Here is a 13,207-nt window from a genome sequence, read left to right on the forward strand (position 1 = left end):
AGAACGTGGTGTTTCGTGGATCTCGGCGTGGCCGCGGACCCGACTCGCCGCGTGGGTCCCCGGCGGGGGGATGCGGTTCCTCCTTGGCACCGCGCGGACACCGTGGTGTCGCGCACGTCTTACGGTCGATGACGCACCGACCCCGGCATCGGGGTACGGGCGTCCCGTGCCCGGCGGGCGTTCACCTGGCACGGGAGATCATGGGCGGGTCGCGCCGGTCTGTTCGTTCAGGCCGTCGCGGCGGACCGGCCGGCGCGGCGGCCGGCGCGGCGGCCGAAGAAGGTGCCGTCACCCAGCGAGGTGCCGCTGCAGTACCCCCAGGAGGGGATCCCGCTGGTCGTCCGGCCCGCCGCGAACAGGCCGGGAATCGGGTCGCCCTCAAGGCCGAGGACCTCGCCGCGCGGCGAGGTGTGCAGCCCTCCGGTGGTGAAGACGCCGCACGGGGCGTCCCGCAGGTCCAGCACGCCGTACGGCGGGGCGAGCGGCCGCAGCCACCGCGCCGCCTTGTGGCACTCGGGGTCCTCGCCGCGCTCGGCGCCGGCGTTGTACGTCGCGACGGTGCCGGCCAGGACGCCCGGGGCGACACCCATCTCCTTCGCCAGCTCGCCGAGGTCGTCGGAGACCCAGGTGGGCTGGACGGCGTACCCGGACAGGCGCGCGGCCTCCTCGCTCGCCGTCTCGTCGTAGAGCAGGAATGTCTTGCGGTCCTGCTTGAACAGCGCCGTCTGCCCCACCCGTCCGGGGTAGGTGTCCTCGTTGACGAACCGGTGCCCGCGCGCGTCCAGCAGCAGGGACCGGTACAGCAGGGCGGGGTCGGTGGGGAAGGAGGTCTGCCCGGCGTCCATGTGCCGGACCGCCGCGCCGACCGCCTGGCCCATGCGGATGCCGCGGCCGTCGTCGCCGTCGGTGCCGACCAGGAAGTTGCCGGCCAGCCTCGGCGCGTGCTGGGCCAGCATCGCCGGGTTCGCCGCGAAACCGCCCGCCGCCAGGACGACCCCGCGTCGCGCCCGCACGAAGTGGCGCTCGCCGAAGGAGACGACCTCGGCTCCCACGACCCGCTCGCCGTCGACGACGAGCCGCTCGGTCCTGGTGTTGTAGCGCACCTCGACCCCGGCGCGCTCCGCCGTCGCCACCAGGTGCTTCATCAGCATCCAGCCCGCCGACCGCTCGCCGGGCCGCTTGTCCTCCATGTGCACGATGTGGCCGCGGGGAGCGGGCGGGACCAGGTCGGCGAAGGGGTGGGCGTTCTCCCCGCCGGTGTACATCAGGCCGTACCCGGTCGGCGCCTCCCAGGACGGTTCGGTCCACAGCTTCGGCACGAACGTGACGCCGCAGCGGACGAGCCAGTCGAAGTGCTCCAGGCTGCCCTCGCAGTAGACGGCGAGCTTGTCCTCGGCGGGATCGGGGCCGGTGGCGAGTTTGAGGAAGGCGTACATCGCGTCCGGGGTGTCCTCGACGCCGCAGGCCTTCTGCACGGGGGTCCCGCCGCCGAGGTAGATCTCGCCGCCGGACATGGCCGAGGCGCCGCCCCAGCCGCCCGCGGCGTCCACGACCAGGACCCTCGCGCCTGCCGCGGCCGCCTCGATCGACGCGCTCGCTCCGGCGCATCCGTTCCCGGCGATCAGCACATCGGTCTCGGCGGCCCAGTGGCCGACCTGCGAGGCGGGTACCGGGGCCGTGCTCGCCGCGCTCATGTGCCGGGCCCTGGCCGGGTGCGGCCGGCCGCCCCCGCCGACGAAGTAACACCGTTCACCATCGACCTCGGCCTCCTTTTCGGCGGTGGCCACGCCGTTCACCGGATGTTCACGGTGAGCGGCGTCCTGCGCTGGCGCCGACGTTAAGAGCCCAGTGGCGTGAGTCACATGAGGCGTCCCAATGAGCGGGATTGGGTTGTGCGAAGTCGGTGACACGCGGACTGTGCACGGGGTCAAGTGCCGCCCACCGGTCCGGCGAGCCCGTACGTCCTGCTGAGGCGAGCCCGTACGTCCTGCTGAGCGGGATGGGCTCAGGAGCGCGGCGAAACCATTGATTACCGTCCCGTTACCCGAAAGAGCACGCTCTCCGCCCGGAGGGCCGATGCGGACGGAAGTGACAATGCGGTCATCCCCCCAGCAATATGACCAGCAGGCCGATGTCGTGGTCCTCGGCACGGGCGCGGCCGGCCTCGCCGCCGCCATCTCCGCCCGCGAGGCCGGCGCCGAGGTGCTGATCCTGGAGAAATGCCCGCCCGAGACCGCAGGCGGCAACACCCGCGTCTCGGGCGGAAGCTGGTTCGAGAACCTCGACGCCGAGGGCGCCGCGACCTATCTGCGCAGCCTGTGCGGCGACTTCCCGCTGCCCGAGGCGGTCATCAGGACGTGGGCGGAGGAGACGCGGCACAACACCGGGTGGCTCAGGAGCCTCGGCGCGAACGTGGCCGTGAACGGCGCCTACACCCCGGAGTTCCCGCACCTCGACGGCGCGCACTCCTACGGCGGCTACCACAGCGTGGAGGGGAGGATGGGCGACCAGCTGCTGTACCGGTTCCTTCTCGACGCGGCGCTCGCCCGCGGCGTCGAGATCCGCTACGCCACACCCGGCCGGGAGCTGATCCTCGACGGCGGGACGGTCACGGGCGTGCTCGCCGAGTCCCCGGACGGGCCGCTGCGGGTGCGGGCCCGGACCGGCGTGGTGCTGGCGACCGGCGGATTCGAGAACGACCCCGCCATGGTCCGCGACTACCTGCGGCTGGGACCGTGCCCGATCTGGGGCAGCCCGGCGGGCACGGGCGACGGGCATCGGATGGCGCAGAAGGCCGGGGCCGACCTGTGGCACATGGGCAACATGACCGCGTTCAGCGGAATCCGCGTGCCCGGCTCGGACACCGGCTTCTTCCTGGCGCCGCCCGCGACGGGCTACATCTGGGTCGCCCCCGACGGGCGGCGGTTCGTCGACGAGGCCCCGGCGCTCGGCGGCCACGGCCAGGCCAGGATCCGGGGCCGGGACGAGCTGCACCCGGCGCAGCCGGCGTACGTGGTCTTCGACGAGCGCACCCGCCTTGCCGGGTCGCTGTGCCCGCCCCGTACGTACCTTCCGGTCGGCTGGAAGGTGCTCATGGAGGGCTACGACTGGAGCACCGACAACCAGGCCGAGATCGACCGCGGCTGGATCCGGCGCGCCGAGACCGTCGAAGGGCTGGCCGCCGAGCTCGGCATCGCCCCGGAGACCCTCGCCGAGACGGTCCGCGACTGGAACGCGGCCTGCGCCGCCGGACGCGACGCGCGGTTCGGCCGCAGGCCGGAGAGCCTCACCCCGCTGGACCAGGGCCCCTATTACGCGTTCGAGATGGCCCCGCTGCTGGGCTGGACCAGCGGGGGGCCGCGCCGCGACGAGCACTGCCGGGTCCTGGACCCGTTCGGCTCGACCATCCCCGGCCTGTACGCGGCGGGGTCGGTGAGCTCCACCTACAGCTGGGCGAAGGACGGCGGGTTCCACATCGCCGACGCTCTCGCCTTCGGACGGGTCGCCGGCCGCACAGCCGCCGCACCGTCCGCCGACCAGAACGATCTGGAGGAGATCAATGCCCGTTCAGTGGGATGAGACGGCCGACGTCGTCGTCGTGGGATCCGGGGGCGCCGCGCTGACGGCGGCCTACACCGCGGCGGCGAACGGGGCGCGCACCCTGGTGCTGGAGAAGACGGAGTACTTCGGCGGCACCAGCGCCTACTCGGGATCGGGACTGTGGCTGCCGGGCAACCACGTCCTGCGCCGGGCGGGCGTCGAGGACAGCGTGGCGCGCGGGCTGGAGTACCTCCGGGCCGTGGCCGGCGACCGCACCCCGGCGGCGCTGCAGGAGGCGTACGTCTCGACGGCGCCCGAGCTGGTGGAGTTCCTGGACCCGGCGCTGGAGTTCGAGTTCCTGTCGTTCCCCGACTACTTCGCCGCGCCGGGGCGCGCCCCCGGCGGCCGGGGGATCTGCCCCAAGCCGCTGCCCGCGGCCGAGCTCGGCGCCAGGCTCGCCCAGCTGCGCCCACCGATCTCGATGGACCAGTACGGCGTTCCGCAGGACCGGGAGACGCTGACCGGCGGGCAGGCCCTCATCGGCCGGCTGCTGCTCGCCCTGGACCGCACCGGGAACGCCACCCTGCGGACCGGGACGCGGATGCGGTCGCTGGTGGTCGAGGACGGCCGGGTCACCGGTCTGGAGGCCGAGCACGAGGGCCGCACCCTGTTCGTCCGCGCGGAACGCGGCGTGATCGTGGCCGCCGGCGGGTTCGAGCGCAACGCGGAGCTGCGGCGCGAGCTGCAGGGCCTGCCGGGCGCGGACTGGTCGTCGGCGGCGCCCGGGTCGAACACCGGGGACGCGCTCGCCGCGCTGCGGGCGGTCGGCGCGGCGGTCGACCTCACCGACGAGTCGTGGTGGTGCCCGGCGGTGCTGTTCCCCAACGGCCATGCCGCCTTCACCCTCGGCCTGCGCGGCGGCGTCTTCGTGAACGCCGTGGGCGAGCGGTTCGCCAACGAGTCCCTGCCGTACGACCAGATGGGCCACGAGATCCGCGCGGGGCACGCCACCGGCGTGTCGCACCTGCCGGTCTGGTGGATCTTCGACGCCCGTTTCACGGGAACGCCGGGGATGACCCAGCCGGCGCCCGATCCCGAGGCGTTCCGCGCGGCCGGTCTGTGGCGCACCGCCGACACCGTCGCGGGCCTGGCCGAGCGGATCGGCGTGCCCGCCGACGTGCTCGGCAAGACCGTCTCCCGGTTCAACGGGTTCGCCGCCTCCGGCGTGGACGCGGACTTCCACCGCGGCGAGGACCTCTACGACCGGTTCTTCGCGGCCGGTGACGGCCCTAACCCCGCCCTCGTCCCGATCGAGCGGGCGCCGTTCCACGCGGTGCAGGTCGTGCTCGGCGACCTCGGCACCAAGGGCGGCGCGCGGATCGGCGTGGACGGGGAGGTGCTCGGCGAGGACGGTGCCGCGATCCCCGGCCTGTACGCCATCGGCAACTCGGCCGCCTCGGTGGCCGGGCACGTCTACCCGGGCCCCGGCGTCCCGCTCGGCTCGGGGATGGTCTTCGGGTACCGCGCCGCCAACCGGCTCCGGGCGGGGGGCCGATGAGCACCGGGAAGATCACCGATGCCGTCGGCCGCTACCTGGACGCCGTGGCGAACGGAACCGCGGCCGACATCGCGTCGTGCTACGCGCCGGACGGGACGCTGGAGGACCCGGTGGGCAGCGAGCCACGCCGGGGCCACGCCGCGATCCACGAGTTCTACTCGGCGCTGGAAGGCGCGCGGCGGAGCACGGAACTACTGGCCGTCCGCGTCGCGGGCGACAGCGCCGCCTTCCACTTCCGGGTGAGGACCGAACTGGCCGGCCAGACGTACGAGATCGAGCCGATCGACGTGATGACCTTCGACGATGAGCAGCGGATCACCAGCATGCGGGCGTTCTGGAGCGCCGGCGACATGCGGGTGGCCCAGTGACCGCCCGGCGGCGTTGAGGGAAGCCCCCAGGCGCAGAAGCCCGGCACGCGTTCGCGTGCCGGGCTTCTGGTCGTCGCGGGCCACAGGCCGCCACCTGGCGTCAGACCAGCTCGTCCTCGACGGTCAGGCCGAACTCGCCCTTGCCGTACAGGACCAGGGCGCGCTCGACGTCGTTGGCGACGTGCACGCTGCCCGCGTGCGCGTCCCGCCAGGCCCGCTCGATCGGGTTGCCGCGGGCGAGCGAGTTCCCCCCGGCGGTCTTGAAGAGGATGTCGACCGCCTCCAGCGCCCGCTCTGTGGCGCGGACCTGGTCCCTGCGGACGCGGAGCCGCAGCTCCATCGGGATCCGCTCGCCCCGGGCGGCGTACTGGTACACCTCGCGCAGGTTGTGGTCGGTCTGCAGGACCGCGGCGTCGATCTCCGACGCGGCCCGGGCCACCGCGACCTGGGCGAACTGGTCTTCGGCGAACCGATCGCCGCCCAGGCTGAAGCGCGTCCGATCGCGCATGGCGGTGACGTAGGCCCGGTAGCACCCGGCCGCCACGCCGACCACGGGAGCGGTGATCGCGTTGGTGAAGACGCTGCCGAACGGCATCCGGTAGAGCGGGCCGGTGTTCACCTTCTGGCCGGGGCCGCGGAGGCGCGCCTGCTCGTAGCCGCGCAGGACACGGTGCTCGGGCACGAACGCCCGCCGCACGATGATGTCGTTGCTGGCCGTGCCGCGCAGCCCGACGACGTCCCACACGTCCTCGATCGCGTAGTCCGCGCGGGGGACGAGCGCGGTCACGAAGTCCACCGGCCTGCCGTGACTCTCCACCACCAGGCCGCCGACCAGCGTCCACGACGCGTGCTCGCAGCCGGAGGAGAAGCGCCACCGGCCGGAGAGCTCGTACCCGCCCTCGACCGGGACGAGCCTCCCGACGGGAGCGTAGGAGGAGCACACGAGCGCGTCCGGATCCGGGCCCCACACCTCCTCCTGCGCGTCCGGGTGGAACAGGCCGAGCTGCCACGGGTGCACGCCGAGCACGGAGACCACCCAGCCCGTGGAGCCACAGGCCGCGGAGATCTCCCGGACGACCCGGAAGAAGTCGGCGGGGGCGCGCTCGGTGCCGCCGTGCCTCCTGGGCTGCAGCATCCGGAAGACCCCGGTCCCGAGGAGCTCCCCGATCGACTCCTGCGGCACCCGCCGGTTCACGTCGGCCGACGAGGCGCGCGCCGCGATGCCCGGCAGCAGCGCGCGGACCGCCACCAGGATCTCGTCGTCCTCGGAAGAGACGCGTCCGCGACGGTTCCGCACGTGCGCCGGGCCGGGGCTCATCGCCGTGCCGCGAGGGCGACCGCGATCTCGATGAGCTGGTCCTCCTGGCCGCCGACGAGCTTGCGGCGCCCGGCCTCGATGAGGATCTCGGCGCCGGAGACGCCGTACTTCCTCGCCTGGCGGTCGGCGTGCTTGAGGAAGCTGGAGTAGACGCCGGCGTACCCCATGGTGAGCGACAGCCGGTCGAGCAGGCACTCGCCGTCCATGATCGGCCGGACGACGTCCTCGGCGGCGTCGATGATCTTCAGGGTGTCGACGCCGGTGCGGATGCCGAGCTTCTCGGCGACCGCGACGAAGCCCTCCACCGGGGTGTTGCCGGCGCCGGCGCCGAACCTCCGCGTCGAGCCGTCGATCTGCAGCGCCCCCGCCCGCACGGCGATGACCGAGTTGGCCACGCCGAGACCGAGGTTCTCGTGACCGTGGAAACCGACCTGGGCGTCGGACCCGAGCTCGGCCACGAGCGCGGCGATCCGGTCGCCGGTCTCCTCCATGATCAGCGCACCGGCCGAGTCGACCACGTACACACACTGGCATCCGGCGTCGGCCATGATCCGGGCCTGCCGGGCCAGCACCTCGGGCGGCTGGCTGTGCGCCATCATCAGGAACCCGACCGTCTCCAGGCCCAGCCGCCTGGCCAGGCCGAAGTGCTGGACGGAGATGTCGGCCTCGGTGCAGTGGGTGGCGATCCTGCAGATGCTCGCGCCGTTGTCGGCGGCCTCGCGGATGTCGTCCTGGAGCCCGAGTCCCGGCAGCATCAGGAACGCGATCCGCGCGCGCTTCGCCGTAGCCACCGCGGCCTTGATCAGTTCCTGCTCCGGGGTGTGGCTGAAGCCGTAGTTGAACGACGAGCCGCCCAGCCCGTCGCCGTGGGTGACCTCGATCACCGGAACGCCCGCGTCGTCGAGCGCGGCGACGATGGACCGGACGTGCCCGACCGTGAACTGGTGCTGCTTGGCATGCGAGCCGTCGCGCAGCGACGAGTCGGTGATCCGGATGTCGAGGTCGGCGCTGTAAGGCATGGAATCGATCCCCTTGGGACTAGGAGCGCTCGGCGAGCAGGCGCCGCGCGAAGCCTTCGCCGACCTTGGCGGCGGCGGCGGTCATGATGTCGAGGTTGCCGGAGTACGGCGGGAGGAAGTCGCCCGCGCCCTCGACCTCGAGGAACACGGCGACCCTGGCCAGCCCGCCGCTCACCGGTGTGGGGTCGTCGAACTGCGGTTCCGCGCGCAGCCGGTAGCCGGGCACGTACGAGGCCACGGCGGCGACCATCTCCTTGATCGAGAGCGCGATGCCGTCCCGGTCCGCGTCGGGCGGGATGGAGCAGAACACCGTGTCCTGCATGAGCATCGGTGGCTCGGCCGGGTTGAGGATGATGATGGCCTTGCCCTTGCTCGCGCCGCCGATCGTCTCGATGCCCCGCGAGGTGGTGCGGGTGAACTCGTCGATGTTGGCCCGTGTGCCGGGGCCCGCCGACGGGGAGGCCACGCTGGCGACGATCTCCGCGTAGGCCACCTCGGTCATCCGGGAGACGGCGTGCACGATCGGGATCGTCGCCTGCCCGCCGCAGGTGATCAGGCTGACGTTGGGCGTGTCGAGGTGCGCCCCGAGGTTGACCGCGGGCACCACCGCCGGGCCGAGCGCGGCCGGGGTCAGGTCCACGGCGGGGATGCCGAGCGCCTCGTACCGGGGCGCGTTCTCCTTGTGGACGTACGCCGAGGTCGCCTCGAAGACGATGTCGGGCCGCCCGGCCTGGGCGAACAGCCAGTCGACGCCCTCCGCCGAGGTGATCAGCCCGGCCGTCCCGGCCCGCTTCAGGCCGGGACTGTCCGGATCGACGCCGATCATCCAGCGCGGCTCGATGACGTCGGAACGGAGCAGCTTGTACATCAGGTCGGTCCCGATGTTGCCCGAGCCCACGATCGCGGCGGTCGCCTTGGTCACTGTGTCACCCTCATTCGAATCGAGCGGTCACGGAGCCGAGCCCGGCGAACTCGGCGTGGAAGGTGTCGCCGGCGCGCGCGTCGACGGCCCGGGTGCAGGACCCGGGGAGGATGACGTGCCCGGCCTCGAGCTTCACGCCGAAGGAGGCCACCTTCCTGGCCAGCCAGGCGACGGCGGTGGTGGGGTCGCCGAGCACGGCGCTGGTGTTGCCCCCGGTGATCTCGGCGTCGCCGGAGTACAGCACGACGTCGATGTCGGCGATGTCCATGCCCGCGGCCGTCAGCTCGGCCGGGCTCATCCGGGCGTCACCCAGGATCACGCCGGCCGAGGAGGCGTTGTCGGCGATCGTGTCGGCCAGGCGGATCCGCCAGTCCCGGACGCGGCTGTCGATCAGTTCGATGCTCGGCACGACGTACTCGGTGGCGGCGAGCACGTCCGCCTCGGTGCACCCCTCGCCCGGGAGGCTCGCGCCGAGCACGTACCCGATCTCCACCTCGATGCGGGGGTAGCAGTACCGCCCGGCCGGGATCGGCGCGTCCTGCGACAGCACCATCGTGTCGAGCAGATGACCGTAGTCGGGCTCGTCCACCCCCATCATCCGCTGCATCACCGGGGACGAGAGCCCCACCTTGTGCCCGTACACCCGGGCCCCGGCGGCGAGGCGGCGGCGGATGTTGATGAGCTGGATCTCGTAGGCGTCCACCACGTCGATGTCCGGGTAGGCGTCGGTCGGCGGTTCGATCGGCGCGCGATCCCGCTCGGCCTCCCACAGCCGTTCGGCCACGGACGCGCGTCGCGTCCCATCCAGCATCGGTTCCTCCTGCGGTCGTGGCCCGCGCGGGGCGGGCGGTCGATGGAGACGGGGCTCACCCGTCGTAAGTGATCTTGATGTGGTCGCTGACCGGGGTGGCCTGGCAGGACAGGGTCAGCCCGTCGGCGAGGTCCTGCTCGTCGAGCACCGTGTTGCGCTCGAGCGCGACCTCGCCCTCCAGCAGCACGCAGGCGCAGGCGCTGCACGACCCCTCGCGGCACGAGTACGGCGCGTCCATCCCGGCCGCCAGGAGCACGTCGAGGAGCTTGCTGCCCTTCGGCCAGGTCAGCGTCCGCCTCTCGCCGTCGAGCTCGACCTCGACCGTGCCGCCGGGGCCGGAAGGGTCGATCACGGGGGCGAACTCGCCGAACGGGTCGGTGGCCAGCGACTCGAAGCGTTCGACGTTGACCCGCCGCTGTGGGACGCCGAGGCCGGTGAGCACCTGCACGGCGAGGTCCATGAACGGGCCGGGGCCGCAGACGAACGCCTCCCGGTCCGCGTACGGCCGGGTCAGCGCGGCCAGGGCGGCCGCGGCGGGCACGCCCTGCACCGACTCCAGCCAGTGGACGACGGTGAGCCGCTCGGCGTGCTCGGCGCTCAGCGCGATCAGCTCGTCGCGGAAGATGACCGAGTTCTCGTCCCGGTTGGCGTACACCAGCGTGACCGCGCCGGTGCCGGCGCGCAGGCACGACTTGAGGATCGACATGACCGGGGTGATGCCGCTGCCGCCGGCCAGCAGCAGCAGGTCCTCGTCCAGCGAGGCGGGGACGAACGTCCCCGCCGGACGCAACACCTCCAGCACGTCCCCCTCGGTGACGTGGTCGCAGATCCAGTTGGACCCGTAGCCGCCCCGGGTGCGCTTCACCGTCACCTTGAGCTTCTCGTCGCACATCGGCGAGCTGCTCAGGGAGTAGCAGCGCGCCGCGCCCTCCGGCCGGGTGGTGGGCACCCGGATGGTGAGGAACTGGCCCGGCCGGTACCCGAACCGGGCGTGGTCCCCGTCCGCGGGCTCCAGCACCAGCGAGTGCGCGTCGGCGGTCTCCCGGATGACCTCGACGACCCGTGCCCGCAGCGACCTCACCGGCGTCATGCCCGTGACTCCGCGGCGGCGGTACGGCGCCGCAGGGCGGCGTGCCGGGCGGCGATGTACCCGAACACGATGGAGGGGCCGATCGTGGCGCCGGGACCGGCGTACTCGTTGCCCATGACCGAGGCGGAGGTGTTCCCTGTGGCGTACAGCCCCTCGATCACCGAGCCGTCGGGCCGCAGCACCCGGCTGTGCTCGTCGCAGACCAGCCCGCCCTTGGTGCCGAGGTCACCGGCCTCGACGCGGAAGGCGTAGTACGGCGCCTTGTCGATCACGTCGAGGTTCGGGTTCTTCAGGGTGGGGTCGCCGTAGTAACGGTCGTAGGCGCTGTCGCCGCGGCCGAAGTCCTCGTCCTTGCCCCTCCTGGCGAACCCGTTGAAGCGCTCGACGGTCTCGGCCAGCGCCTGGGCGGGGACGCCGATCTTGCCCGCCAGTTCGGCGAGCGTGTCGGCCCGGAAGGCCACGCCCTGCTCGTAGAAGGCCTCCGGGATCGGCATTCCGGGGAGGATCTGCGCGAACGGGTACCGCGTTCTGGCCTTGGCGTCCATCACGAACCACACGGGCACGTGCCCGCCGTCGAGCTGGTCGTGCACGAAGTTGACGTACGGGGCGGACTCGTTGGTGAACCGCCGCCCCTGCGAGGACACGATGACCGACGGCGGGATGCAGCGCTCGGACACCAGCGGGATCGTCGCGCCCGCCGGGTGGCGCACGGCGGGCATCCACCAGGCGTCGTCCATCAGGTCGATGGCCGCGCCGGCCCGCTCCCCCGCCCGGATGCCGTCGCCGGTGTTCTCCCCGGCGCCCATGCCGAAGTCGGCCCGGCCGCCCTCCGGCAGGTACTTCTTCCGCATCTCCTGGTTGTGGTCGAACCCTCCGGTCGCCAGCAGCACGCCGTGCCTGCCGCGGATCCGGACGGTCCTGCCGTCGCGCCGGGCGACGATGCCGGTGACGACGCCGCCGTCCACGACGAGCTCGGTCATCTCCGTGCGCAGCCACAGCGGGATCTCCGCGTCCTTCAGGGCCATCCGCAGCCGGGCGACGAGCGCGCGCCCGCCGGTGGACATGTGGCGGCGGCGGACGAGATTCGAGGAGACCCGCCAGGCCGCCACGACCGACGCCCAGCGTCCTCGCCAGGTCCGCTTGACCATCGCCAGGTCGTGGTAGTCCTTGCTGGTGACCCACAGGCCCAGCGGGCCCTTCATGCCGTTGGGGCGCTGGTACTTCTCATCCTCGCCCAGCGCGCGGGTGTCGAAGGGGACCGGCTCGATCGACCGGCCCAGCGGTCTGCCGCCCTCGAACTCGGGGTGGTAGTCGGCATACCCCTTGGTCCAGAAGAACCGGACCCACTTGCTCCTGCCGAGCAGCTCCATCGCGGCCGGCCCGTTGTCCACGAACGCGTCGAGCCGGGCCGGGGGTACCCGGCCCTCGGTCAGCAGGTCGAGGTAGCGGCGGATGGACTCCCGGCTGTCGTCGTGCCCTCTGGCCCGCAGGGTGGGGTTGTTGGGAATCCAGACGCCACCACCGGAGACCCCGGTGCTGCCGCCGAACATGGCGCCCTTCTCGACCACCACGGTGGACAGGCCCGCGTCGTGCGCGGTCAGCGCGGCCGCCATGCCGCCGCCGCCGCTGCCCACGACGAGGAGGTCGAACTCGTGGTCCCAGCCGCTCATCGCTCCTCCTTGCGGGTGAGGAAGGCCAGCACGACGCTCTCCCAGGCGGCTTTGCGCTCGATCATCGCCCAGTGGCCGCAGTCGGAGAGGATGTGCAGCTCGACGTCGGGAATGGCCCGCATCGGCAGGATCGCCATGTCGACCGGGCTGACGCGGTCGTCGCGGCCCCAGGTGATCAACGTCTTGGCCTTTATCTTGTGCAGCATCGCCCAGTACGGCGGGGCGTCCGAGGCGGCCGCGGCCGCGGCGCTCGCGGCGAACGCCGCCCAGCTGTACATCCGGCGGGCGCTCTCCAGCGTGGCCGGTTCGGTGGCCAGGGCCCAGCGCTCCTCGATCAGTTCCTCGGTGACCAGGGACCGGTCGTAGACCATGGACTCCAGCCATCGGACGAGCCGCTCACGGGTGGGCTCCTCGGTGAACTCGACGAGCAGCTTGATGCCCTCGCCGGGGGCCGGGCTGAACAGGTTCCTGCCGATGCCGCCGATGGTGACCAGCCGGCGCACGCGTTCGGGATGGTTGATCGCCACCTGGGCGCCGACCATGCCGCCCATCGAGTTGCCGATCACGTCCACCTGCCGCAGCCCGAGCCCGTCGAGGAAGCGGACGACCGCGCCCTGCGCCGCGACCATGGGATGCTCATCGGTGGTATGGCTGACCCCGAAGCCGGGGAACTCCAGGATCAGGCAGCGGAAGTGCTCGGCCAGCACGGCCAGGTTGCCGCGGAAGTTCCGCCAGCCGGTGACTCCGGGCCCCGAGCCGTGCAGAAGCAGCAGCGGCGGGCCCTCGCCGGCCTCGTGGTAGCGCAGCACACCCTGGTCGGTCGCAAGTTCCCGCGCCGTCGAGTCGTAGGTCAGCTCGGTCAACATTCGTCCGTCCCATTCATCGGAGTATCGGCTCCGGGGAACGTAGCC

The 13,207-nt window shown here is 72.5% G+C and carries 11 protein-coding genes; 3 read left to right on the plus strand and 8 right to left on the minus strand.

The features are described from left to right. Positions 1–227: 227 nt before the first annotated feature. Positions 228–1,787 (minus strand): FAD-dependent oxidoreductase, encoded by a 1,560-nt coding sequence (locus AB0N02_RS11925; protein ID WP_363945104.1) that lies wholly within the window; start codon positions 1,785–1,787, stop codon positions 228–230. A gap of 307 nt (positions 1,788–2,094) precedes the next feature. Between AB0N02_RS11925 and AB0N02_RS11930 the strand changes: the two genes are divergently transcribed. The 3 genes from AB0N02_RS11930 to AB0N02_RS11940 are packed head-to-tail and all read left to right on the plus strand — an operon-like array spanning position 2,095 to position 5,466. Further along, complete coding sequence (locus tag AB0N02_RS11930) at positions 2,095–3,579, plus strand: FAD-dependent oxidoreductase (protein WP_363945106.1); 1,485 nt, start codon at positions 2,095–2,097, stop codon at positions 3,577–3,579. Next, positions 3,560–5,098 carry an FAD-dependent oxidoreductase gene (locus AB0N02_RS11935; RefSeq protein ID WP_363945108.1) on the plus strand — a complete coding sequence of 513 codons (1,539 nt, stop codon included), beginning with the start codon at positions 3,560–3,562 and terminating at the stop codon, positions 5,096–5,098. Before AB0N02_RS11930 ends, AB0N02_RS11935 begins: the two co-directional genes overlap by 20 nt. Beyond that, on the plus strand, positions 5,095–5,466 hold the full coding sequence (locus AB0N02_RS11940) for a nuclear transport factor 2 family protein (RefSeq protein WP_363945109.1): 372 nt from the start codon (positions 5,095–5,097) through the stop codon (positions 5,464–5,466). Before AB0N02_RS11935 ends, AB0N02_RS11940 begins: the two co-directional genes overlap by 4 nt. 100 nt (positions 5,467–5,566) lie before the next feature. On the opposite strand, the gene hsaA is transcribed toward AB0N02_RS11940, so the two are convergent. The 7 genes from hsaA to AB0N02_RS11975 are packed head-to-tail and all read right to left on the minus strand — an operon-like array spanning position 5,567 to position 13,162. After that, entirely contained in the window at positions 5,567–6,784 is a 1,218-nt protein-coding gene (gene hsaA / locus AB0N02_RS11945) for a 3-hydroxy-9,10-secoandrosta-1,3,5(10)-triene-9,17-dione monooxygenase oxygenase subunit (protein ID WP_363945110.1), read from the minus strand. Further along, a complete protein-coding gene (dmpG, locus tag AB0N02_RS11950; RefSeq protein WP_363945112.1) occupies positions 6,781–7,803 on the minus strand; it encodes a 4-hydroxy-2-oxovalerate aldolase in 1,023 nt (340 codons plus the stop codon). Before dmpG ends, hsaA begins: the two co-directional genes overlap by 4 nt. A 19-nt stretch (positions 7,804–7,822) precedes the next feature. Next, a complete protein-coding gene (locus AB0N02_RS11955; protein WP_363945114.1) occupies positions 7,823–8,725 on the minus strand; it encodes an acetaldehyde dehydrogenase (acetylating) in 903 nt (300 codons plus the stop codon). A 10-nt stretch (positions 8,726–8,735) separates the two neighbouring features. Further along, positions 8,736–9,536, minus strand: a complete 801-nt coding sequence (locus AB0N02_RS11960) for a 2-keto-4-pentenoate hydratase (RefSeq protein ID WP_363945115.1) — start codon at positions 9,534–9,536, stop codon at positions 8,736–8,738. A gap of 55 nt (positions 9,537–9,591) precedes the next feature. Continuing rightward, positions 9,592–10,626, minus strand: a complete 1,035-nt coding sequence (locus AB0N02_RS11965; RefSeq protein WP_363945117.1) for a ferredoxin--NADP reductase — start codon at positions 10,624–10,626, stop codon at positions 9,592–9,594. Then, on the minus strand, positions 10,623–12,296 hold the full coding sequence (locus AB0N02_RS11970; protein WP_363945118.1) for an FAD-binding protein: 1,674 nt from the start codon (positions 12,294–12,296) through the stop codon (positions 10,623–10,625). The genes AB0N02_RS11965 and AB0N02_RS11970 overlap by 4 nt, the downstream gene beginning before the upstream one ends. After that, positions 12,293–13,162, minus strand: a complete 870-nt coding sequence (locus tag AB0N02_RS11975; RefSeq protein ID WP_363945120.1) for an alpha/beta fold hydrolase — start codon at positions 13,160–13,162, stop codon at positions 12,293–12,295. Before AB0N02_RS11975 ends, AB0N02_RS11970 begins: the two co-directional genes overlap by 4 nt. Between the last annotated feature and the right edge of the window lie 45 nt (positions 13,163–13,207).

The organism is Streptosporangium sp. NPDC051022, assembly GCF_040683035.1.
Classification (GTDB): domain Bacteria; phylum Actinomycetota; class Actinomycetes; order Streptosporangiales; family Streptosporangiaceae; genus Streptosporangium.

Bases quoted from the DNA above. Each gene is read 5' to 3' on its own strand.
- AB0N02_RS11930 (WP_363945106.1), top strand. From the start codon at position 2,095: ATGCGGTCATCCCCCCAGCAATATGACCAGCAGGCCGATGTCGTGGTC.
- AB0N02_RS11940 (WP_363945109.1), top strand. From the start codon at position 5,095: ATGAGCACCGGGAAGATCACCGATGCCGTCGGCCGCTACCTGGACGCC.
- AB0N02_RS11960 (WP_363945115.1), bottom strand. From the start codon at position 9,536: ATGCTGGATGGGACGCGACGCGCGTCCGTGGCCGAACGGCTGTGGGAG.
- AB0N02_RS11970 (WP_363945118.1), bottom strand. From the start codon at position 12,296: ATGAGCGGCTGGGACCACGAGTTCGACCTCCTCGTCGTGGGCAGCGGC.
- hsaA (WP_363945110.1), bottom strand. From the start codon at position 6,784: ATGAGCCCCGGCCCGGCGCACGTGCGGAACCGTCGCGGACGCGTCTCT.
- AB0N02_RS11965 (WP_363945117.1), bottom strand. From the start codon at position 10,626: ATGACGCCGGTGAGGTCGCTGCGGGCACGGGTCGTCGAGGTCATCCGG.
- dmpG (WP_363945112.1), bottom strand. From the start codon at position 7,803: ATGCCTTACAGCGCCGACCTCGACATCCGGATCACCGACTCGTCGCTG.
- AB0N02_RS11975 (WP_363945120.1), bottom strand. From the start codon at position 13,162: ATGTTGACCGAGCTGACCTACGACTCGACGGCGCGGGAACTTGCGACC.
- AB0N02_RS11935 (WP_363945108.1), top strand. From the start codon at position 3,560: ATGCCCGTTCAGTGGGATGAGACGGCCGACGTCGTCGTCGTGGGATCC.